The sequence below is a fragment of the Paenibacillus sp. FSL R5-0810 genome (genome assembly GCF_038002285.1).
Classification (GTDB): Bacteria; Bacillota; Bacilli; order Paenibacillales; family Paenibacillaceae; genus Paenibacillus_AQ; species Paenibacillus_AQ lactis.
In genome coordinates this window covers 6187501-6207598 of the sequence record NZ_JBBOCF010000001.1, presented here as the reverse complement: position 1 = coordinate 6207598, position 20098 = coordinate 6187501, and the positions used below count along the sequence as shown (strand labels likewise).

Here is a 20098-nt window from a genome sequence, read left to right as displayed (position 1 = left end):
TACTCATGTTTTTTTAGACTGTTTGTCCTAATCCCGGCATACATTTTTAGAAAAGACCTATCTCTGCGAATTTTCTTCGATGCCAGGAGGCAATGATTACATGACCATGAAAAAAGCGGGCTGGCTGCTGCTGGTAATGGCATTGACCAGCGTGATCGTTCTAATGGCTATATATCCGAAGGCTGCTCTGGAGTCTGCTCTCAGGGGCCTCTCCATCTGGTGGGATGTGCTGTTTCCATCCCTGTTCCCCTTCTTTGTGATATCGGAAATGCTGCTGGGATTTGGGGTTGTGCATTTGGTCGGCACCCTGCTCGATCCCTTGATGCGCCCGCTGTTTCGCATACCCGGGGCAGGCGGGTTTGTTGCGGCGATGGGCTATGTATCAGGTTACCCGGTCGGCGCTAAGCTCACGGCCAAGCTTTGGGAGCAAAAAATGGTGAACCGCGAGGAAGGCGAGCGTCTTGTCGCCTTCACCACTTCGTCTGATCCGATCTTTTTGATTGGCGCGGTATCGGTCGGCTTCTTCCATGACCCGAAGATCGGCTTGATCCTTGCGATCGCCCACTATGGCGGAGGCTTTGTTGTCGGTCTGCTGATGCGGTTTCACGGCAGACGCAAATCCGCCGACCATTCCGGTGAAGACACGCTGAATATCGCAGGCGGGAAGCCGGGACGGATCAAGGCCGCGTTCCAAGCGATGCATGCCGCAAGACTGCAGGATGGACGAGATCTCGGCACCTTGGTAAGCCAAGCGATTCAATCCTCCCTCCAGCTTATTATTGTCGTTGGAGGGCTTGTTGTATTCTTTTCCGTCTTTCTGGAGCTTTGGACCCGCGCAGGTGTGGTTACAAGCTTCACCGAGTTGATCAAGATTTTGCTGTCGCTGATCGGGATGCCGGAAGCCCTGTCGACCGCGCTGGTAGGCGGCATCTTTGAGGTAACGCTCGGGGCGCGTTATGCCGGGGAGGCCGGTTCCTTCATCCCCTTGCCTTACAAGGCTGCAGCCGCGGCTTTTATCCTGTCATGGGGGGGATTGTCCGTTCATGCGCAAATCGTCAGCATTTTGAACTCTACCAATTTACGATACTTCCCGTTTGCCGTCGCACGGCTGATCCACGGGATTATAGCGGCATCGGCCGTCATCCTGCTGTGGGAGACGGTGATGGGGACTTCGATGCCTGCGTGGATGGATCCCTCTGCTGTTTCGACTCCTGCCTTAAGCGGGTATACCCATATTATGGCGGCCTTTTCCTTAACGATCGGCACGATGATTGCTTGCTCGTTGCTGATCCGTCTGATCAGGGGCCTGCATCAAAAAATCCGCAAAATCCCTAGGTGAACATTGTGTTATTCTCCAAGATTGATTATCATCTTTATATAACCTTACAAAGGAGCTTATCAACTTGAGATATTATGTTCTGGACCGCGGTGACCCATTGTCTGTTGAGCTGACCCAGCAGTTTCACAAGCTGGCCGAACAGCGGGGGTTTGTGCTGGATGCAGAATCTCCCGAGATTGTCGTTTCGATCGGTGGAGACGGTACGATGCTGCACGCATTTCATACCTTTATTGACCGTATACCTGACTTGGCTTTCGTCGGTGTTCATACCGGTCATTTAGGGTTCTATGCAGACTGGAAAGCTGACGAGCTGAACGAACTTATTGATCATATGAGCGGCACCAAAGAGACGGGAGCCGTGGAACCGCGTCTCGTCAAGTATCCCTTGGTACAACTGGAGATCCATAAGAAGTCAGGGACTTCATCTTATATTGCGCTGAATGAGTTTACGCTCAAGGGCGTTGACGGGACGGTCGTCGCCCAGATTGACATTAACGATGTAACCTTTGAAATGTTCCGGGGAGACGGCATTTGCGTATCCACCCCATCCGGCAGCACGGCTTATAACAAGAGTGTCGGAGGCGCGATGGTCCATCCCTCGATCGATGCCTTGCAGATCGCGGAGATTGCCTCGATCAACAACCGCATCTTCCGAACGCTCGGCTCGCCGCTTCTTCTGCCCAAGCATCATCATTGTGATATTTTTTCGCGCAAGGAGCAGCGCTTGCTGCTTACGATTGATCATATCAATATCTCGATCGATGATCTTATCTCCGTTCGCTGTCAGGTGGCGGAGCAGCAGGTCAGCTTTGCCCGATACCGTCCGTTTCCGTTCTGGAACCGGGTTCGCGATGCGTTTCTTGGTTAATCAAGCATACAAAAAGATCGGCCTCTGTCCATTGGTGCAGAGATCCGATCTTTTTTATTAGGATATAAAGTTCAAGTCAAGACGGGATTCAAGAAGTAGCGGACCTCGGAGCCTTCGGCCCCTTCTCCCTCGGTTCCCTTGGCTCGCGCTGATCACGCTGTTCGCGCTGCTCCCGCTTCGCTTCCCGGACTTCGCGTTCCCGGCCGTCCTTCCTGCTCTTCACTGCTCCGTCCTGTGCGGCCTCCTTGTTTCCTCTATTCTCCTCATCAGGCCGGACTTCCTTAACTTCTGCTGCATCCCGGGGTTCCCGGTCCTTCGGCTCTTTATGCTCCTTATGCTCCTTTGTCTTCTGGAGCACGAAATGGGCACAGCCGAAATTGCAGTACTCGTTAATATAGTCAGACATGCTGGAGAATGTGGAGTCCTTGGCGGCTTTCGGATGGTTGTCGCGGTAGAAGCCTTTTAGCCGTAGCTGATTGTAGCCCCAATCCCCCACAATATAGTCATACCGGTCCAGTACCTCGCTGTACCGATCCCGGAAAGCCTCCAGATTCCAACCGTTCCGGTAGTCCTTCAGCAATTCATAGCTTTTGTTGCCGATAATGATCATGACAGCATCCCTGCCTTTCTAACACGCTGAGACTGGATTAAGACTGAACCGTTTCTTCCTTGCTCCGTGCAGCCGATTTCACCTGCTCGTGCGCATGGTAGGAGCTGCGTACCAGCGGACCGGATTCCACGTGGCTGAAGCCCCGCTTCATTCCCTCTTCCTTCAGGATGGCGAACTCCTCAGGCGTATAATATTTTTCCACATTCAAATGCTTAGGCGACGGCTGCAAATACTGGCCGATCGTCATAATATCGCAATCGACGGCCCGAAGGTCATCCATCGCTTCCAGAATTTCATCCCACTCTTCACCGACACCCAGCATAATGCTCGATTTCGTCGGAATATCCGGCTGCATCATTTTGGCATTCTTCAATAACTGCAGGGAACGGTCGTACTTCGCTTTAGCCCGTACCCGATCCGACATGCGCTTAACCGTCTCGATATTATGGTTCAGAATGTCAGGCTTCGCATCCATAACAATCTTCAGCGACTCCTCGCTGCCCATAAAGTCCGGGATCAGCACTTCAACCGAACATAGCGGAAGGCGTCTTCGGATCGCTTTCACCGTTTCGGCGAATATGTACGCGCCTCCGTCTTTCAGGTCATCCCTTGCTACACTTGTCACGACGCAGTGCCGGAGGTTCATCTGCTCGGCTGCCTCGGCTACACGCTCCGGCTCCTGCAGGTCAAGCTCCGTCGGAAGCCCCGTGTTTACCGCGCAAAAACGGCAAGCACGCGTGCAAATATCCCCCAGAATCATAAACGTCGCGGTACGGTTCGCCCAGCACTCGTAAATATTCGGGCAGCGGGCCTCTTCACACACGGTATGAAGCGTTTTGGACCGCATCATGCTCTTGATTTCCTTATAATTATCGCCGGTTGTCAGCTTAATTCGAATCCAGTCGGGTTTTGGCTGTTTGGTTTTGGACAAAGAAAATACCTTCTTTCGTTGGTTTGATCTTGCCTAAAGTTCATAAACTCACGTTAACTGTTCCATATTATATCATGAAAACCATCATATTACCTGTCCTCATCGATATAACATTCATCTACGTACGGCATGGATAAAAATCCTTGTTTTGATTCACCCTACGGTGTAGGCATTCCTATCCGACCGGCGGGCACCATCTGTCTATAGGCTTCGCATCGCCGGTGCACGCCGATTTTCGAAGCGTACAAGAACCCTCAATAATAACAGTCTAAAAAGGGGGTGAAGAACACATTGAGGATCATGCGATCGATATGCTCAAGCCGCGCTTTGCGCCGCGGGATGCTTGCAGCTGTGGCTTCCATAACGTCGATCAGCTGTTTGCAAGGAACGGTACATGCCGCAGAGCCCATAAAGTCTTCGGAGCCGTCCCATGCAGTTGTCGAAGCAAGCTCCACGGGCGGCAATGCTGAAGCGGTATACGCAGCCAGGAAATCTTTATACGACCAGGTTGCCGCTGTAACCCAAATTCCGTGGTACCGGCTCGCGGCCATTGATCAGTATGAACGAACGCTGACCCAGGTTCATCCCAGGGATCGAAAGCATCCCGAACGAACCCTCGGCATCTTCATTCCTCCTACCAGATGGGCAGGACCGTTAAATCCCGATCAGGAGGACGTCGATCCGATGTCCATCAGCGTGTTCTCGGGTATCGGTCTTGACGGGAACGGAGATGGTAAAGCCGATCCTAACGATGATATGGACCTGCTCTATACCGTCGCGGCCAGACTGGCCCCGTATGGCCATGCTGCCGATGACTTCAGCATCGGCTTATGGTCCTATTATCAGAACACCCGGGCCGTCCAGCGGGTTATGCAGTATGCCAAGCTGTATGAAACCTTCGGCAAACTGGATTTGTTCGACCATGCCTTCCCGCTTCCCGTCAAAAGCAATTACTCCTACCGAAGCACCTTCGGTATGGGGCGCAACTGGGGAGGGAGAAGAGTTCACGAAGGCACTGATCTGTTTGCCTCTCACGGCGTTCCCGTGCGAAGCACATGCTATGGCGTGGTGGAGATCAAGGGCTGGAACAAATACGGCGGATGGCGCATCGGCATTCGGGATTTGAACAATCACTATCATTATTACGCCCATTTGCAGGGCTTTGACAAAAGCATCGCCCTCGGAGATGTGGTCAAGCCGGGACAGACCCTCGGCTGGGTCGGCAGCTCCGGTTACGGCAAGCCGGGCACCCAGGGAAAATTCCCTCCGCATCTGCATTACGGCATCTACCGGGATACCGGCCACACCGAATGGGCCTTTGACCCTTACCCCCTGCTGAAGCGCTGGGAGCTGGAGGAGAAAAGATCCAAGAAAAAAACGCGCTCCTGAAGCTCTTCAGGACGCGTTTTTTTATAATAAGAGCCTGCTGCTTCGTTCAGCTGCCCTAGTGTCCCGTCCCTCCCCCTTCGGGCTGGGCCGGACTGTCGGATTCCCCTGCAGGCGTTTCCCTCGGTGCAGGAGTCGAGCCTGGCGATGTAGCGCCTGGACTCGTGGTGCCTGACGGCGGCGTAATGAGCGGCGTGTCTCCGGTGCTTCCTTGCGGCTCTCCCTCTTTTGCGCTGTTTTCATTGGAGGAAGGCGGAGGGATCGCAATGCTTGGCGCGCTCGCTTTATTTTCGCCGACGGCTTTTCCTTGCGCGTCATAGTAATACATAGGCACGTCCCCGACAACGAGCAGGTAGGAGATCGGGATATCGGTCTCAACGGTCTGCGGCTCCATATCGAACGGGACGACCACCGCTACCTCGGTCACGATATGGACGAACACTTCGACCAGAATCATATTGATCCCGGCTCCCTGCTGACGGGTGTCCAGCTGCACCTTTACCGCTCCCTGCGGCTCGATTTTCAGCGGAATCTGGGGACCGAATGAGGCGATGATCGGGCTCTTGAGCACTTGGCCCAGCGGGATATGCTCCTTCCGCTTGTGGATATCATCCAGCGTTTGCTGAACGACCTGCGTCGTATGCGACGTAATTTTCAGGTGCTCGGCATAATTCAGCATAAAGCCCGTCACTTTACCGCTGCTGTCTGTTTTCCAATTCACCAGGTTCTCGAAATCCTGGCCTTGCGTTACCTGGGAAGTGATCGCTTTATTGATTGCCTCCGTGGCGATTTGCTTAACCCGGATTTGGGCAAGATGCATGATCGGCGGCCTGAGATTCCGTTCAATATGCATAAAAAACTGCGTAATTCCAAATATAATCAGCACGATTGCGATAAGCCACCATTTCTTCCTGCTGCGCCGCTTAGCGACCTGTGGACGGCCCCCGCTTCTCGGCGGTACCGCCCGGAACCCTCTCCTGGACGGCTTGAACGCTCGGCGTGGTTTCGGCCATGACAGGGACGGAAAGGATAAACGCCTGCTTCCCCATCTCTTTCGTCTCAAACTGTATCCCCCCTATTCGGGCGTCCTGGATGCGGCAAGATCACCCTGGCAAGCTCCTCCTGTATAGAGGGTATGCGGACAACCGGCAAAAAAGAAGAGCAGGGGATCGTTATCCCTGCTCTTCTTGATTCGGGCGAGACTTTCGTGACACCAGGGAAAGGGCTGGATCCTGGCCTTCCGGCGTTTCTCGATCCATCGAACCCTCTTCCACATAATGCTTCAGCATCGACAGCTTGTTTTCCCAGAAACGATCGAAATAGGACAGCCAGTCCTTCAGATCCTGCAGCGGCCCTACATCCAGACGATATCGCGTCTCCCGTCCGACCTTGCGTTCCTTCACAAGCCCGGCTTCCTCCAGAATGCGAAGATGCTTCGACACCGCCGGCCGGGTCATGGAGAAATGCCCGGTAATATCCTTGACCGGCATTTCCTTCTCGCTCAAAAGGCCAAGAAGCTTACGGCGCGTTGGATCGGCGATCGCCTGAAAAACGTCGTGCCTCGGAGCGGCCCCGGACATGGCTTATCCCTCGACATATCCGGCGAGCTTTTGAACAAGGCCTGCCCAGCCGTTATCCATGCGCCCGCGAACAAGCTCGTGAGCTTCCCCGAATTCCGTAACCTGATCAGCAGTCCAGCCGCCGTGAATAAGCGTAAACTCGGTATGTTCGCCCTGCTCAACCAGCTCGAACGTTAGCGTCCAGTCCTTCCCCCAATTAAAGCTTAACCGATGGGGCGGGTCGAGCTCGGTTACCTTACATGGGGACATGCCGAATGGCCCGGCATTCAGTTGAAATTCAAAGCCCAAGGCTGGCTCGAAGTTGTTCGGCATAAACCAAGCCGCAATCCCTTCGGAGGTAGCCACCGCCTGCCACACCTTGTCGATCGGAGCCTTTAAAGTAAGCGTATGTCGTATATCCGGCAGTTTAGCACCGCTTGCGTTGTCCATCATCATCCTACCTCGCTTTATCCAATATTACGAAACCGTTTGGTTTCATAATAGCATTATATGAAACCAAACGGTTTCATGTCAACTGCCATAACTTGCCTGTCTTCCATACCGTTAAGCCATACGCGTCGTTACCCAAAGACTCACTCCTGAACCGGATAGGTTCGCTGGAGAAAATCGATGGATTGCCGAATGAGCTGCTTAAGCACCACTTCATCGATATCGGCAACTTTATTGATATAGACGCAGCCTTTCCCGGCGGTATATTTGCCGAAGCTCGCCAGCAGCTCCTCGCGATGCTCATCTCCCGGCGCAAAATACAGGCTTATCTTCGCCTTTCTCGGAGAGAAGCCGACATACGGCGCATCGCCTTCATGCCCGGAAGCATACCGGTAATGATAGGAACCGAATCCGATGATGCTGGGCCCCCACATTTTAGCGGGAAAACCGCTCGTCTCCGTAAAAATGTCCAGCAGACGATAAGCATCCTCCCGCTTTTTGGGATTGTCCACCTGCTCGATAAATTCGATGACGCTGTTTTCCGTCTCTTTCGTTTTTTGCTCGTACATGCCGCTTTCCCCTCTCCCCGGTATCATTTTCATCATTCCCTATCCAACGAAGCTGTATAAGACGGCTGTTATGCCCATCCTGTAAGATCGTTCCATGATATCCTGGCCCTCTCTCATCGACGAATCGATTATCAAGTAAAAAAGACTGGAGCCGATCGACAAACTCGATCAATGTCCAGTCTTGCTGTCGCTGTATTCCCGCTGACGCAGCGCTTCATACATAAGGACGGAGGCTGCCATCGCCGCATTCAGCGATTCGGCTTGTCCAGGCATGGGGATACGAATCGCATCGTCCACCAGAGCTGCAACCTCGGGGGATACCCCGCTTCCTTCACTGCCGATGACGATCCAGCATGTTCCTTGAAAGTCATACTCAAAGCATGAGCGCTTTCCTTCGAGCAGCGTGGTCACCAGCCGGGCACCCTTCGCTCGAGCCTCCGGCAAAATCTCCAGGAGATCGCCTTCAAGCACCGGCAAATGAAATAACGATCCCATCGTGGAGCGGAGCGTTTTCGGATTGTATACATCGGCGCAGCCTCGGCCAAGCACAACGCCTGCAGCTCCTACTGCATCCGCCGTACGGATAATGGTTCCGACATTTCCCGGATCCTGTAAACCATCCAGAACCATCACAAGGCCGCCTTCACGCATGATCAGATCCTGCCATTGCCCGGCTTCCTTGCGAACGACGGCAAATACCGGCTGCGGGGAAGGCGTATCGCTTACTTTGGCAATCACCGCATGGGATACGCCGATCCATTCTACACCCTGTTCCGTGTCCGGTATGCCAGTAAGCTCCCGAGGGATGCCCCGCTCGATGTCAAAGGCCACGCACTCGACATCCGCACCCGAGGACAGCGCCTCCTGCACCAGATGAATCCCCTCAACCACATACTTGCTTTGCTTGTCCCTATGCTTTTTCTCTTGCAGCTGAGCCCAGCTCTTCACGCGGGCATTCTGCGGCGATAATATCTCCATCGCTCTATCCACCGTTCCTCTATACATTTAAGAAAGAAATCATGGCCTGGCTATTAGCCGGCTTGATTCGATATTAGGTTCATTTCGGGTAAGCCAGCTCCAGCTTCGCCAGATCGTTCTTGTGACCGACGATAACGAGAATGTCGCCCTCTTCGATGCGGTCTTCCGGATGGGGTGAAATGTTCATATCCGATTCGCTTCGGATCGCCATAACGTTGCAGCCGAACCGGGCCCGAATATCCAGCTCTCTGAGATTGTGCCCGAGCAGTTCCCCCGTTGCCTGCATCTCCATAATGCTGTAATCATCCGACAGGTCGATATAGTCCAAAATGTTCGGAGACACCAGATGATGCGCAACCCGGAGCCCCATATCCCGTTCGGGGAAAATCACCTTATCCGCCCCGATCTTATGAAGCACTTTGCCGTGCAGTTCATTTTTTGCCTTGACGACGATCGCCGGCACGCCAAGATCCTTCAAGATCAATGTCGTCAAAATACTGGACTGGATGTCCTCCCCTATAGCCACGACAACGACATCGAAGTTGCGAATGCCGAGCGCCCGCAGCGCTTCTTCATCAGTCGAATCCGCCGATACCGCGTGCGTAACCATATTAGCGATTTCCTGCACGCGCTGCTCACTTGCGTCCACGGCCAATACATCAAAGCCCATGGTGCTTAATTCCTTCGCTACACTCGTGCCAAAACGTCCCATACCGATTACTGCGTACTGTTTCTTCGCCATTTATATAATCCTCCCACGAGCCTAGATCCATTCCGCATTGTTCTGGTTATTCGTTATTTCAGTATACCATACTGTCCCGAATACTTGAATGTAACTGCCTCTCTACGGGTACATTACCAATGACCCTTTCATAAACAAGGAGGAACATTTCGATGTCCATATTGTTAGATCTACGGCAAGCTGTCATTCACAAAGTCCATAATCAGGACCAAGAAGAGCTGCGCTCCATGATCGAGGGTTCCGTCGACGGGCCGGAAGCCGCCCTGCCGGGACTAGGGGTAATGTTTGAAATGATGTGGAAGGACATGGATGCTTCCGAGCAAAACCAGCTCGTCTCCTCCCTTCACGAGCATCTGAAGCACGTCACCCCCGGGAACCTAACGCAAGGCTAAGACGGCCGGCGGCCGAAAAAGAAACAATCCTCAAAGCTTGAACAGCCTGAGGATTGTTTTTTTGCTTATATCAAGGAGAGCTTACGGTGCAGTCTCCAAAAATTTAGCCGTCGGATTTTTCTCCATCGCGGTTCTCATCGCATACTCGTTCTCGAATAACACCACGAAGTTTTCCTTCTTATCCTTCACCAATGTCGAGTTAATCCGGAATTTGGACGGGTCGATCTGGTCATCAACGATCCAGCGGGCGAACTGGTATGGCAGCCGCTGAAGCTGAACGTCAACCCCGTATTCGGCCTTCATCCGGTGCTCAAATACCTCGAATTGGAGCTGGCCGACAACGCCAAGAATGATTTCATCGAAGCTGGTCGTCCGGAACACCTGGATGGTGCCCTCCTCTGTCAGCTGATCGATCCCCTTCTGGTACTGTTTATGCTTGAGTGCATTTTTTACGGTAGCCTTGGCAAAGATCTCAGGCGAAAACGTAGGCAGCTCATCGAACACGACCTCCCGTCCTTGACTGAGCGAATCGCCGATACGGAAAATACCCGGATCAAACAGGCCGATAATGTCGCCAGGATACGCCTCTTGGACAATATCCCGGTCCTGCGCCAGAAACTGCTGCGGCTGCGAGAGCTTGATCTCCTTGCCGGCCCGGACATGCTTCACGCTCATTCCGCGCTCAAACTTGCCCGATACGATACGCAAAAATGCGATACGGTCGCGATGCGCCGGATTCATGTTGGCTTGAATCTTGAATACATATCCCGAGAACTTCTCGTCCGTCGGCTCCACGAGGCCTTCCGTGCTGCGACGCGGCTCGGGCTTCGGCGCCAGCTGGAGGAAATTCTCCAGGAAGGTCTGCACGCCGAAATTGTTAATGGCGCTGCCGAAGAATACCGGGGTCAGTTGCCCCTGCAGCACTTTTTCGTAATCAAACGGATCGCCCGCCACATCGAGCAGCTCCAAATCCTGGCACAATTGATCATGCAAGTAATCGCCGGCCATCTCGCGGATCAGCGGGTCCTCATAGCCTTCAACCTTTTGCACCTGGATCGTTGAATGGTCATCCCCCTGGAACAGCTCCACCTGGTTCTTCACCCGATCATATACGCCGCACAGATCCCGGCCGGAGCCGATAGGCCAATTCATCGGAACCGAACGGATGCCGAGCACTTGCTCCAGCTCCTCCATCAGATCGAACGGGCTCCGCCCTTCCCGGTCCAGCTTGTTGATAAACGTAAAAATCGGGATGCCCCGCTTCGCACACACCTGGAACAGCTTGATCGTCTGGGCCTCGACCCCTTTAGCTACGTCGATCAACATGACGGCGCTGTCTGCAGCGGTCAGCGTACGGTACGTATCTTCACTGAAATCTTGGTGGCCCGGGGTATCCAAAATGTTAATCCGATGCCCAAGATAGTCAAATTGCATGACGGATGAAGTGACCGAGATACCGCGCTGCTTCTCGATTTCCATCCAGTCACTTGTCGCATGTTTGCTCGCCTTGCGCGCTTTAACAGTTCCCGCCAATCGAATGGCGCCCCCGAACAGGAGCAGCTTCTCGGTCAACGTTGTTTTACCGGCGTCAGGGTGGGAAATAATCGCAAACGTACGGCGTTTATCCACTTCCTGCTTTAATTCATCGCTTAGCTTTGCCATCACACAAATCCCTTCATTACTAAAGTCATGTATATCATTGTACCACAATTGATACGCAAATCATCCCCACGCACGTGCGCATGGGGATGATTTTTAGGCATATATCGAACGCGTTATTCGCCTTTTAGCCAAACCACATTATCTTCCAGCTGACCGTTCACCGGCCACCAGTGGAAGCCGTCTTCCTTAAGAAGCTCGTCGGCCTTGGCCGGGCCCCAGGAGCCGGCAGGATAGGACTCCAGCTCACCCTGGTTCTCTCTCCAAGCGCTTGCGATGCGATCCACGAAGGACCATGCCGAAGCGACTTCATCCCAGCGGGTGAAATAAGTGGAGTCTCCGCGGGCAGCATCATGCAGCAGCCGCTCGTACGCTTCCGGCGAGTTAATGCCGACGATGCAGCTTTGGCAGAAATCCATGGCCACCGGCGCGATTTCCGATTCAGAGCCCGGCTTCTTGGCATTGATCTTCACATAGATGCCTTCCATCGGGTTAACGCGAATAACAAGCAGGTTTGGCTCAAGCGAATGCTTTTGGCCCAAGTATACGTTGTTCGGCATCCGTTTGAATTCCACGACCACCTCGGTCGTCTTGACCGGAAGACGCTTGCCAGTGCGGATGTAGAACGGAACGCCTGCCCAGCGGAAGTTGTCGACAAAGACTCTTGCGGCAAAATACGTCTCCGTATTGGATTCCGGGTTCACCTTATCCTCTTCCCGGTATGCCGGCAATTCCTTGCCGCCCGCAGAGCCTCTTGTATATTGGCCGCGAACGACGTTCTTCGCCACTTCCTCATGGGTAGCGTAAGGACGAAGGGAACGAAGCACCTTGACCTTCTCATCCCGAATGTCCTCGGCAAGCAGTCGGCTAGGCGGCTCCATCGCGATCATCGTCAGCAGCTGCAGCATATGGTTCTGACCCATATCCCGCAGGGCGCCGGCATGATCGTAGTAGCCTCCTCGCTCTTCTACGCCAACCGTCTCGCCAAGCGTAATTTGAACGTTAGCGATATGCTTGTTGTTCCAGAGCGGCTCGAAGAACGCATTGGCGAAGCGGATGACTTCGATGTTCTGAACCATTTCCTTCCCGAGGTAATGGTCGATGCGGTAGATTTCTTCTTCTTTGAACACTTTGCGAATTTCTTCGTTCAGCTTGGCAGCCGACTCCAGATCGTAGCCGAACGGCTTCTCGATCACAAGACGGTTCCAGCCTGCGCCTTCCAGCATGCCGCCCTTCATCAGGTTGAACGATACGCTGCCGAACAGCTCCGGTGCAAGAGCCAGATAGAACAGGCGGTTGCCCGGGATGTTGAACTTCGCTTCCAGCTGCTCCGTTTGTTCGCGAAGCTCGCGGAAGCCGTCGATATTGTTAATGTCTAATGATTTATATTCAAAATGCTGCGCGAAGGCATTCCACTCCTGATCCTGCTCGGAACTGTACCGGCAGAATTCCTGGATGGAACGGTAAACGTCCTCCCGAAATTCCTCTTGGGTGCGCGGACGACGCGCCACGCCGATTACTGCAAAATCCTCATCCAGTTTCCCTTCACGATAAAGACTGTAGATCGCCGGAAACAGCTTGCGTCTTGCCAAATCACCGGTCGCCCCAAAGATGAAAAATACCGCTCCCGGTGCCTTCAATGTATCTAGATTTTGTTTTTCAGCCATGGCTCCTCATTCTTTCTATGTAATATAGTGTATTTTTATGCATCTGGACTTTCTTTGATTTGATGACATTTTAGCACATTCATATCAACTATGCTATCTCATTCCGCATTTTTTCATTATAGTTTCAGATGCTGTTTTCAATATTCTACAGTAATGACGGGAAATCCGATCGTGATTCTACTACTTTTCTTCATCGAATCTTCATGCACTGCCAGCTGCATTTGAATCGGTTGCTCCCCGCTTTTGACGAAAGTGCCCAGCGCTGGAGCTTCGTAGGATCGGCTGACCGTCTTTCCGTCTTCATAATCCTCCACCAAGCGCATCGTCAATGTCCGGCCAAGATCCCCTTCAAGCCGACCGATCGTCTCGGCAGCTCCTTCTTGCCTTGCGCTGTAGCCTTGAACGGCAGCATTCATCGCGGCCTCGACGCCGGCATGAGCCAGTTCATCCAGCACGCGCTGCTGCATCCCAATCATCCGCTCGCCCTGCGCTTCCCCTTCGGCGGTCAGCATTACCCGTACATAGCTTCCCCCTAGATGGGTAAGCGCCCAATCCATCTGGACCGGAAGGCCCTCGAGAGTCCCTTCGGAACGGAACACTTCGTTTCCATGCACCTTTCCTGCAGTGACTGCAGGAAGGCCGAGTGCCTGTGCAACCTGCTCAGCGGAAGCCATGGCTTGGTCTCTGGAGACCGCCTGACTTTCACCCTGCAGTTTAACGGTGAAGCGAACGTCCGAATCCACATGCTCCCGTCCAAGCTGGAGGAGAAGCCGCAAATCGCGCTCTGCTTGAGCAGCTGCGGCCGGTGCTTCATGAGCACTTCCGGACAACGGACTGGATTTTACGTCTGAAAATCCGACCAGTATTCCCACCAAGCTGCATAGCACCATTACCATCCCCAATATTTGAAATGATATTCTCCTCACCGCTCGTCACGCTCCCCGTGCAATCTATCAATCTAGTAAAAGGATCGCCGATTCGGGAGGAAAATATACAAGCAGGCATAAAAAAATGAGCCGGCTCTTCTACTCAGCCAACCCATTTTTGTACGCATATATAGCCGCTTGGGTACGATCCTCAACGCCAAGCTTGCCCAGAATATTCGTAACGTGAAATTTCACCGTCTTGATTCCAATGATAAGCTCATCGGCAATATCCTGATTCGATTTGCCTTGGGCGAGCAGACGCAGAACCTCCATTTCCCGGTCCGTCAAATCCTGATGAGCCGGAGCCTCGTTTTGCGGATGACGGAAACGATTCATCATCTTGGAAGCGACCTGCGACTCCAGAACCGACTGTCCGCGTGCCGCTGCGCGTATAGCGTCCGCAACCTCGGAGGCCCGGGATGTTTTTAGCAGATAGCTAAAGGCGCCGGCTTCAATGACCGGATACATCTTCTCGTCGTCCAGGTAACTCGTCAGCACAATCACCTTGAGATTCGGGAACTGCTTCATGAGCTGCCGGGTCGTCTCGATCCCGTCCATTCCATCCATCACCAGATCCATCAGCACCACATCCGGTTGATACTCCTGAGCAAGCCGGATGCCTTCCTCACCGCTGCCTGCCTCCCCTACAACTTCGATCCCATCCTCCGTGCCCAGCACGGCGGCGAGGCCGATCCGGACCATCTCGTGATCGTCCACCAGCAGCACTTTAATCGGTGTTTCCATCGCTATCCCCCCGTTTGCGTTCTTCATTCATCAGCGGTACCGTAATTTCAATGCGTGTTCCTTTGCCGGGGGCGGTAATAAACTGAATGGAGCCCCCGATCTCCGTGACCCGTTCCTGCATGGTCGACAGGCCGTAAGAGGTTTGCTTCTTGTCATCCAGCTCAAACCCGACACCGTCATCGCGGAGCATTACCCGAACGGTATTCTGCCTCCGGTGAATGCGGATATCCATTTTGTCCGCCTTGGCATGACGAAGCGTGTTGGACATGGCCTCTTGAATGATCCGGAACAAGTGGTTCTCGATTCCCTTCACCAAGTGAATATCCTCGTCCATTTCAAACGTAATTTCCATCGGCACTTTAATCTGCAGTTCTTTAATCAGATCCCGCAGACCTTGCTCCAAGGCTTTACCCTCCAAATAGACCGGCCGCAAATGAAGGAGCAGCGCCCTCATCTCGGACTGGGCAACCGCCGACATTTCCTCGATCAGAGCCACCTGGCGCTGGGCTTTGTCAAAATCCTTATCCAGCGTTCTGCCAACCGCCGTGGCGGTCATCGAAATGGCGAACAGCTGCTGGGACACCGCATCGTGCAGCTCGCGGGCCAGTCGCTGCCTCTCTTCGACGATCGCCGTCACCCGGGCTTGCTCCGCCAGCTGGGCGTTATTGGTCGACAGCCGCTGCAAGGAGGAGACCTGGTCCTCCCAACGCTTGCTGATGCGCACCAGCTGCTCGCCCAGCCGTCCGACTTCGTCCTCCCCGATATCCGGCATCACATCGGTCAGACTACCCTTCTCCCAGCTTACCAGCGTTTCCCGTACAAGATCAATTCTTCGTTTGACCCGATATCCTTGATAAAACCCATAAATGGCCCCAAGACCGACCGGCAGAAGCACGATGGTGATCAGCGCTTCAATCCGCCCCTTCCAGGTCTCAAACGGCTGTAAGTACCCGTATGTATACAGCAAGTACAACACGATCAGCATGACAACCAATCCCAGAAGGGCTCCCTCGCGCATGCTACGGGTTATGATGTTTGCTTTTTTTTCCGTTTCCACGGGGCAACCCTCCTGATTGGTATCCAAATCCAATGTATGAATAAGTCATTTACGTCATTCGTATACTCAAATCTCCGCCTAAATACGAAACGATGAATTTCACTTTATATTCGCTCGTCTCATAGTTGGGAGATTGATAACGTACGCGATTCATGATGCCCGTCTCCTTCCGGTCGCCCATATGGATCGATCCGAACAGGATGAAGGCCTCGATTTCCACCCCGTAATAATCGGGGATCATCAGATCGATATCCCCAAGCAAACCGTGAAACATCATAACCGTATGACGCTCCTCCGGCAGAGCCAGGGACAGGTCCACATCAGCTTCTCCGAGCACATGCCATATGCTCAGACTGCGCATAACCCATGGCGACTGGTCCCAATCGAAGTTGGACATAAAGCTTTGCTTCTGGACATAGCCGGTTGTACCATGCGCCCGTCTGGATTTTCCGTAGAAAATGCCAAGCGAGATCAGGCTGACGCCGATAATCAGCATGAGGTGCTCCAGCATCAGCATGACAGCTCCGACCCCGAGCAGAATGTAGCCTCTCTTCACTTGGCCTGTGCGGACCTGAAGCACGCCTGCAAACATGAGCAACAGGGCGACAATGGTAAAGAAACCGAACCATCGGCCGAAGAGCATAATAAAACCTAAACAGATGAACCCTACTGCGATCCAGCGGTTTCGATCCATGTCGCACCTCCTTGATGACGAAATATAAAGCCGGGAAAAGCCATATCCATGAGGAGCCCCTCACGGTATGGCTTTGTCCTATACTACTCGGACTGCTTCATCCGTATAGCATATCATATGAACCCGGAATTTCGCATACGGTTTTTCATTTATTTTGCTAAGTTTCCTGAACAATTACTCCGATTTCGAGGTGTTGTTCAGTTTGTTCTTCAGCGCTTCCAGCTGCTCATCGACTTTCAGCTGCTTCTCGGCATCCACCGGGCTGGTGTAAGCCGCGTTGTTCGGACGGTATGGTGCGCGAAGCACGTCCGCTTCTGCCTCCATCTGCATGATTTTTTCCTCCATGCGGTGGAAGCCCATCGAAGCGCTGCCGCTCTCAATCGTATGCAAGCTGCTCACTTGAGACATTTGCTTCTTGGCTTTGGCCATTTGCGCACGAGCAACGAGCTCATTGCGCTTGTTGCGCATTTTATAGAACTCGTCTTTCATTTGATGAAGCTGGGCAACCAGTTCTTTAGCTTGGGATTCCGATTGCAGGTGCAGCTCGGAGTACTCGGTAACTTTTTGATCGAAGTAGATTTTTTCCTCCAGAAGCTTGCGTGCAACTTCTTCCTGACCGTTCTTCAGAGCCAGCTCGGCTTGTGCCTCGCGCTGTGCAGCCATCTTAACCGCTTCGTCCACGCGCTGCTTCATCCGGCGCTCATTCGCCATTTGCTTCGCTACGGTTACTTCTGCCTCGTGAATTTCTGCTTCCATGTCGCGCAGATACTGGTTCAACATTACAATCGGGTCTTCTACCTTATCCAGCAGCTCATTCACCGACGCCTTTGTCATATCTTTAATTCTTTTAAATACTCCCATGTTACTTATCTCCCTTCTCATAATCCGATAGTTTTTTCTTCAACTCTTCAATTTCTTTTTGCAATGCCTTCTTCTCGATGTCTTGCATCATCGCATCCAGACCGGAATCGGCGGATGCGTTATTCCGGGGACCATAGCCTGGATCCGGCCGGCCGGAGCGATCATATTTCGGTCCAAAGCCGCCTTCATTCGGGTATCCTGGACGACCATAGTTATCGTTATAGCCGTTATATCCGGGTCCAGGTGCATCATTGAAACGATAGCCTCCATGTCCTCCATGTCTTCCATGAGGTGCGTATGGATCGTGGTAATACGGCGGCTCTTTGGAAACAACCAACGTCGCGATCAGGTAAATTAATAGTGTTGTACCGCCAGTGAAAAAGATACTGACTACAAATATAATTCTGAGGATGGTCGATTCGACTCCGAAATAATCGGATAGGCCGCCGATCAACCCGGTAAACATTTTGTCTCGGGTAGAACGGTACAATCTAGTCATGATTACTCCTTTCCGCTGTCATTCAGCTTTTGCTTCAAACGGGCAAGCTCCTTTTCGAGTACGGAAGAGACGGTATTGCCTGCCTGCTCCACATACTCTTGGCCCATCCGGCGTAAATCGCGCAAGCTTCTGGCTTCAAGCTCCCAATCGCTGATGCGATCCTCGAGCCGGTTGAACATCTTCGGAACGTCTTGACCACCGTATGCACCGGTGCGTTCATTCATCTTCTGCTGCAGACGGAGTGTCTCCATTCGGGCAACATAGTATTGACGCTTGCTGTATACGGTTTGATACTCCATGCGGAGCTCCCCGAGCTGCTCTTCAATCTCTCTCAGCGATTCCAGGCTGGTAGACAACAAGCCTTGGTATTGTTCAATCTTTTCTTCATAAATCAACTTCTCTTGAAGTGCCAGCTTCGCCAGATGATCCTCACCGGCTTTCAATGCAAGCAGCGCTTGTTCCTCACGCTTATCCCGCATCGTCTCGGCTTGGTCAACCTGCTGCTTCAGCTGCCTGGAGTGAGTCTGGCATTGCTGCAGAAGCTTCTCGGCTTCCGTGATGTCTTGTCTGGTCGAATGAAGGAACTGGTCGATCAATCGAACCGGATCCTGACTCTGCTCGAGTCTTTCATTCAAGGTTGCAACGGTAATATCTCGTATCCGTCTGAAAACACTCATTTGGGTTTAGCCCTCCTCTTCTATCAACTTCTTATCCTTAACTTCAGCTGGCTGTTATCCTATAATCGCATTTAGTAACGCGGTCTTCCCTTCTTGAATCGGGACAACCCATAGATGATCAGGATAATACCGAGTACCGGACCGATGAGCCAAGACAGCTTACCCATCAACCAGATGACGCCGATACCGAGAATGATCCACCCGATCAGAGCGTTGCCTCTCCGAATTCCGTAATATCCCAAAGCGATCATCAGAACGGGAAGCAAAAGACTGAACAACCATCCGAGCAGAGGAGCGAATACACCCAGAAGAATCAAAACCCCTAAACCAATCAGCAGGAGACTTAATCCGTTTCCTCTCGAATATCTCATTTATACACCGCCTTTCTGTCGTTTGATCGTTGTTTATGTGTTCAACCTTATGACTCTATTCTAGGTAATTTCGCGTTTCACTAAAACGGACTGCGGACGGTTTTTGCACCTAGACCTAAGTCGGGGCCTTCTATGGACCTGCGTCCAATCCATCCCTAGCCCATTTAAAGCAGGGTCAGATCGCCTATTCGCCATTTCATCCTGACGGTGTTCGATCCATAGGAACCCGCGCTCTTCTTTCATAGGAACAACGCACTTCGACAAGAAGCACATCTCACTGCAGTTGAACGCTGTCATACCAACCGATCATCAGACGAAAAACGCAAAAAAGGAATGCAGACGATAATCGTCTTGCATTCCTTTTGCATGATGCCGGTGAAGGGACTCGAACCCCCACGGTTTCCCTCACGATTTTGAGTCGCGCGCGTCTGCCAATTCCGCCACACCGGCATAAAAGCGTGCCCTAAGAGATTCGAACTCCTGACCTTTTGATTCGTAGTCAAACGCTCTATCCAGCTGAGCTAAGGGCACAGATTGGTAAATGGAGGCGCCACCCAGATTCGAACTGGGGATAAAGCTTTTGCAGAGCTGTGCCTTACCACTTGGCTATGGCGCCACAAATAAAAATGGAGCGGACGACGGGAATCGAACCCGCGACCCTCGCCTTGGCAAGGCGATGCTCTACCGCTGAGCCACGTCCGCAGAAATCATGGCTGGGGATATAGGATTCGAACCTATGCATGACGGAGTCAAAGTCCGTTGCCTTACCGCTTGGCTAATCCCCAATATGATTTTGAAATATGGGGCGATCGATGGGACTTGAACCCACGAATGCCGGAGCCACAATCCGGTGCGTTAACCCCTTCGCCACGACCGCCATATTTATAAATTTTCGATTGGCAGGGGCAGCAGGAATTGAACCCACACTAACGGTTTTGGAGACCGCTGTTCTACCTTTAAACTATGCCCCTATAAAACTGGTGGAGGATGATGGATTCGAACCACCGAACTCGTAAGAGAACAGATTTACAGTCTGCTGCGTTTGGCCACTTCGCTAATCCTCCATAGTGGTGCCGGCGAGAGGACTTGAACCCCCAACCTACTGATTACAAGTCAGTT

At 52.6% G+C, this 20098-nt stretch carries 21 protein-coding genes, 9 tRNA genes and 1 pseudogene (1 of these 31 cut by a window edge); 4 read left to right on the top strand and 27 right to left on the bottom strand.

What is annotated here, in order from left to right; genetic code table 11:
• Positions 1 to 100 precede the first annotated feature (100 nt).
• Positions 101 to 1339 carry a sporulation integral membrane protein YlbJ gene (gene ylbJ, locus MKX76_RS27700; protein WP_341034934.1) on the top strand — a complete coding sequence of 413 codons (1239 nt, stop codon included), beginning with the start codon at positions 101 to 103 and terminating at the stop codon, positions 1337 to 1339.
• A 64-nt stretch (positions 1340 to 1403) separates the two neighbouring features.
• Positions 1404 to 2207 carry an NAD kinase gene (locus tag MKX76_RS27695; protein ID WP_007131953.1) on the top strand — a complete coding sequence of 268 codons (804 nt, stop codon included), beginning with the start codon at positions 1404 to 1406 and terminating at the stop codon, positions 2205 to 2207.
• An 88-nt stretch (positions 2208 to 2295) separates the two neighbouring features.
• On the opposite strand, the gene MKX76_RS27690 is transcribed toward MKX76_RS27695, so the two are convergent.
• Both MKX76_RS27690 and lipA read right to left on the bottom strand, forming a co-directional pair.
• A complete protein-coding gene (locus MKX76_RS27690) occupies positions 2296 to 2817 on the bottom strand; it encodes a YutD family protein (RefSeq protein ID WP_007131952.1) in 522 nt (173 codons plus the stop codon).
• 37 nt (positions 2818 to 2854) lie between these two features.
• Positions 2855 to 3754, bottom strand: a pseudogene (gene lipA / locus MKX76_RS27685) (lipoyl synthase); the annotation flags it as partial.
• Positions 3755 to 4048: 294 nt separating this feature from the next.
• On the opposite strand from lipA, the gene MKX76_RS27680 reads away from it, so the two are divergent.
• Positions 4049 to 5137, top strand: a complete 1089-nt coding sequence (locus MKX76_RS27680) for a M23 family metallopeptidase (protein WP_260987225.1) — start codon at positions 4049 to 4051, stop codon at positions 5135 to 5137.
• A gap of 55 nt (positions 5138 to 5192) precedes the next feature.
• Here the strand turns inward: MKX76_RS27680 and yunB are convergent, their stop codons facing one another.
• From yunB to MKX76_RS27650, 6 genes are all read right to left on the bottom strand, one after another.
• Positions 5193 to 6197 (bottom strand): sporulation protein YunB, encoded by a 1005-nt coding sequence (gene yunB / locus MKX76_RS27675; RefSeq protein ID WP_341034933.1) that lies wholly within the window; start codon positions 6195 to 6197, stop codon positions 5193 to 5195.
• A 109-nt stretch (positions 6198 to 6306) separates the two neighbouring features.
• Positions 6307 to 6714, bottom strand: coding sequence for an ArsR/SmtB family transcription factor (locus MKX76_RS27670; RefSeq protein ID WP_341034932.1), 408 nt, complete (start codon positions 6712 to 6714; stop codon positions 6307 to 6309).
• A gap of 3 nt (positions 6715 to 6717) precedes the next feature.
• Entirely contained in the window at positions 6718 to 7143 is a 426-nt protein-coding gene (locus MKX76_RS27665) for an SRPBCC family protein (RefSeq protein WP_028404773.1), read from the bottom strand.
• Positions 7144 to 7286: 143 nt separating this feature from the next.
• The gene (locus tag MKX76_RS27660) at positions 7287 to 7712 is read right to left on the bottom strand and encodes a DUF1801 domain-containing protein (protein WP_210094570.1); all 426 of its coding nucleotides are present in this window, start codon (positions 7710 to 7712) and stop codon (positions 7287 to 7289) included.
• Between the two features lie 168 nt (positions 7713 to 7880).
• Positions 7881 to 8690, bottom strand: a complete 810-nt coding sequence (locus MKX76_RS27655) for a TrmH family RNA methyltransferase (protein WP_341034931.1) — start codon at positions 8688 to 8690, stop codon at positions 7881 to 7883.
• Positions 8691 to 8769: 79 nt separating this feature from the next.
• A complete protein-coding gene (locus MKX76_RS27650; protein ID WP_007131944.1) occupies positions 8770 to 9432 on the bottom strand; it encodes a potassium channel family protein in 663 nt (220 codons plus the stop codon).
• Between the two features lie 152 nt (positions 9433 to 9584).
• On the opposite strand from MKX76_RS27650, the gene sspI reads away from it, so the two are divergent.
• The gene (sspI, locus tag MKX76_RS27645; protein ID WP_007131943.1) at positions 9585 to 9824 is read left to right on the top strand and encodes a small acid-soluble spore protein SspI; all 240 of its coding nucleotides are present in this window, start codon (positions 9585 to 9587) and stop codon (positions 9822 to 9824) included.
• Positions 9825 to 9905: 81 nt separating this feature from the next.
• Here sspI and MKX76_RS27640 read toward each other — a convergent pair whose 3' ends face one another.
• From MKX76_RS27640 to MKX76_RS27550, 19 genes are all read right to left on the bottom strand, one after another.
• The gene (locus tag MKX76_RS27640) at positions 9906 to 11486 is read right to left on the bottom strand and encodes a peptide chain release factor 3 (RefSeq protein WP_210094571.1); all 1581 of its coding nucleotides are present in this window, start codon (positions 11484 to 11486) and stop codon (positions 9906 to 9908) included.
• A 113-nt stretch (positions 11487 to 11599) separates the two neighbouring features.
• A complete protein-coding gene (zwf, locus tag MKX76_RS27635; RefSeq protein ID WP_007131941.1) occupies positions 11600 to 13150 on the bottom strand; it encodes a glucose-6-phosphate dehydrogenase in 1551 nt (516 codons plus the stop codon).
• A 137-nt stretch (positions 13151 to 13287) separates the two neighbouring features.
• Positions 13288 to 14076, bottom strand: coding sequence for a YwmB family TATA-box binding protein (locus tag MKX76_RS27630; protein ID WP_341034930.1), 789 nt, complete (start codon positions 14074 to 14076; stop codon positions 13288 to 13290).
• Positions 14077 to 14175: 99 nt separating this feature from the next.
• Complete coding sequence (locus MKX76_RS27625; protein WP_007131939.1) at positions 14176 to 14820, bottom strand: response regulator; 645 nt, start codon at positions 14818 to 14820, stop codon at positions 14176 to 14178.
• The gene (locus MKX76_RS27620) at positions 14804 to 15877 is read right to left on the bottom strand and encodes a sensor histidine kinase (RefSeq protein WP_007131938.1); all 1074 of its coding nucleotides are present in this window, start codon (positions 15875 to 15877) and stop codon (positions 14804 to 14806) included. Before MKX76_RS27620 ends, MKX76_RS27625 begins: the two co-directional genes overlap by 17 nt.
• A gap of 49 nt (positions 15878 to 15926) precedes the next feature.
• The gene (gene liaF, locus MKX76_RS27615; RefSeq protein ID WP_007131937.1) at positions 15927 to 16571 is read right to left on the bottom strand and encodes a cell wall-active antibiotics response protein LiaF; all 645 of its coding nucleotides are present in this window, start codon (positions 16569 to 16571) and stop codon (positions 15927 to 15929) included.
• Between the two features lie 174 nt (positions 16572 to 16745).
• Positions 16746 to 17432, bottom strand: coding sequence for a PspA/IM30 family protein (locus MKX76_RS27610; protein WP_007131936.1), 687 nt, complete (start codon positions 17430 to 17432; stop codon positions 16746 to 16748).
• Position 17433: 1 nt separating this feature from the next.
• Positions 17434 to 17931 (bottom strand): PspC domain-containing protein, encoded by a 498-nt coding sequence (locus MKX76_RS27605; protein ID WP_007131935.1) that lies wholly within the window; start codon positions 17929 to 17931, stop codon positions 17434 to 17436.
• 2 nt (positions 17932 to 17933) lie between these two features.
• Positions 17934 to 18608: a PspA/IM30 family protein gene (locus MKX76_RS27600; RefSeq protein ID WP_007131934.1), complete on the bottom strand. Its 675-nt coding sequence runs from the start codon at positions 18606 to 18608 to the stop codon at positions 17934 to 17936.
• A gap of 71 nt (positions 18609 to 18679) precedes the next feature.
• Positions 18680 to 18979, bottom strand: coding sequence for a hypothetical protein (locus tag MKX76_RS27595; RefSeq protein WP_007131933.1), 300 nt, complete (start codon positions 18977 to 18979; stop codon positions 18680 to 18682).
• A 370-nt stretch (positions 18980 to 19349) separates the two neighbouring features.
• A tRNA-Leu gene (locus tag MKX76_RS27590) sits at positions 19350 to 19429 on the bottom strand.
• A 7-nt stretch (positions 19430 to 19436) separates the two neighbouring features.
• Positions 19437 to 19510: transfer RNA gene (locus MKX76_RS27585), tRNA-Arg, on the bottom strand.
• A gap of 11 nt (positions 19511 to 19521) precedes the next feature.
• Positions 19522 to 19595: transfer RNA gene (locus MKX76_RS27580), tRNA-Cys, on the bottom strand.
• 11 nt (positions 19596 to 19606) lie between these two features.
• Positions 19607 to 19681: transfer RNA gene (locus MKX76_RS27575), tRNA-Gly, on the bottom strand.
• A gap of 8 nt (positions 19682 to 19689) precedes the next feature.
• A tRNA-Gln gene (locus MKX76_RS27570) sits at positions 19690 to 19764 on the bottom strand.
• A gap of 16 nt (positions 19765 to 19780) precedes the next feature.
• Positions 19781 to 19856, bottom strand: a tRNA-His gene (locus MKX76_RS27565).
• Between the two features lie 20 nt (positions 19857 to 19876).
• Positions 19877 to 19950 (bottom strand) — tRNA-Trp (locus MKX76_RS27560).
• Positions 19951 to 19957: 7 nt separating this feature from the next.
• Positions 19958 to 20043: transfer RNA gene (locus tag MKX76_RS27555), tRNA-Tyr, on the bottom strand.
• Between the two features lie 4 nt (positions 20044 to 20047).
• A tRNA-Thr gene (locus MKX76_RS27550) sits at positions 20048 to 20098 on the bottom strand; it runs 25 nt beyond the window's last position.

Excerpts from the sequence above, each read along its gene's own strand:
- ylbJ (WP_341034934.1), top strand. The coding sequence starts at position 101 with ATGACCATGAAAAAAGCGGGCTGGCTGCTGCTGGTAATGGCATTGACC.
- MKX76_RS27690 (WP_007131952.1), bottom strand. The coding sequence starts at position 2,817 with ATGATCATTATCGGCAACAAAAGCTATGAATTGCTGAAGGACTACCGG.
- MKX76_RS27680 (WP_260987225.1), top strand. The coding sequence starts at position 4,049 with ATGCGATCGATATGCTCAAGCCGCGCTTTGCGCCGCGGGATGCTTGCA.
- MKX76_RS27670 (WP_341034932.1), bottom strand. The coding sequence starts at position 6,714 with ATGTCCGGGGCCGCTCCGAGGCACGACGTTTTTCAGGCGATCGCCGAT.
- MKX76_RS27665 (WP_028404773.1), bottom strand. The coding sequence starts at position 7,143 with ATGGACAACGCAAGCGGTGCTAAACTGCCGGATATACGACATACGCTT.
- MKX76_RS27660 (WP_210094570.1), bottom strand. The coding sequence starts at position 7,712 with ATGTACGAGCAAAAAACGAAAGAGACGGAAAACAGCGTCATCGAATTT.
- MKX76_RS27655 (WP_341034931.1), bottom strand. The coding sequence starts at position 8,690 with ATGGAGATATTATCGCCGCAGAATGCCCGCGTGAAGAGCTGGGCTCAG.
- MKX76_RS27650 (WP_007131944.1), bottom strand. The coding sequence starts at position 9,432 with ATGGCGAAGAAACAGTACGCAGTAATCGGTATGGGACGTTTTGGCACG.
- sspI (WP_007131943.1), top strand. The coding sequence starts at position 9,585 with ATGTCCATATTGTTAGATCTACGGCAAGCTGTCATTCACAAAGTCCAT.
- MKX76_RS27640 (WP_210094571.1), bottom strand. The coding sequence starts at position 11,486 with ATGGCAAAGCTAAGCGATGAATTAAAGCAGGAAGTGGATAAACGCCGT.
- zwf (WP_007131941.1), bottom strand. The coding sequence starts at position 13,150 with ATGGCTGAAAAACAAAATCTAGATACATTGAAGGCACCGGGAGCGGTA.
- MKX76_RS27625 (WP_007131939.1), bottom strand. The coding sequence starts at position 14,820 with ATGGAAACACCGATTAAAGTGCTGCTGGTGGACGATCACGAGATGGTC.
- liaF (WP_007131937.1), bottom strand. The coding sequence starts at position 16,571 with ATGGATCGAAACCGCTGGATCGCAGTAGGGTTCATCTGTTTAGGTTTT.
- MKX76_RS27610 (WP_007131936.1), bottom strand. The coding sequence starts at position 17,432 with ATGGGAGTATTTAAAAGAATTAAAGATATGACAAAGGCGTCGGTGAAT.
- MKX76_RS27605 (WP_007131935.1), bottom strand. The coding sequence starts at position 17,931 with ATGACTAGATTGTACCGTTCTACCCGAGACAAAATGTTTACCGGGTTG.
- MKX76_RS27600 (WP_007131934.1), bottom strand. The coding sequence starts at position 18,608 with ATGAGTGTTTTCAGACGGATACGAGATATTACCGTTGCAACCTTGAAT.
- MKX76_RS27595 (WP_007131933.1), bottom strand. The coding sequence starts at position 18,979 with ATGAGATATTCGAGAGGAAACGGATTAAGTCTCCTGCTGATTGGTTTA.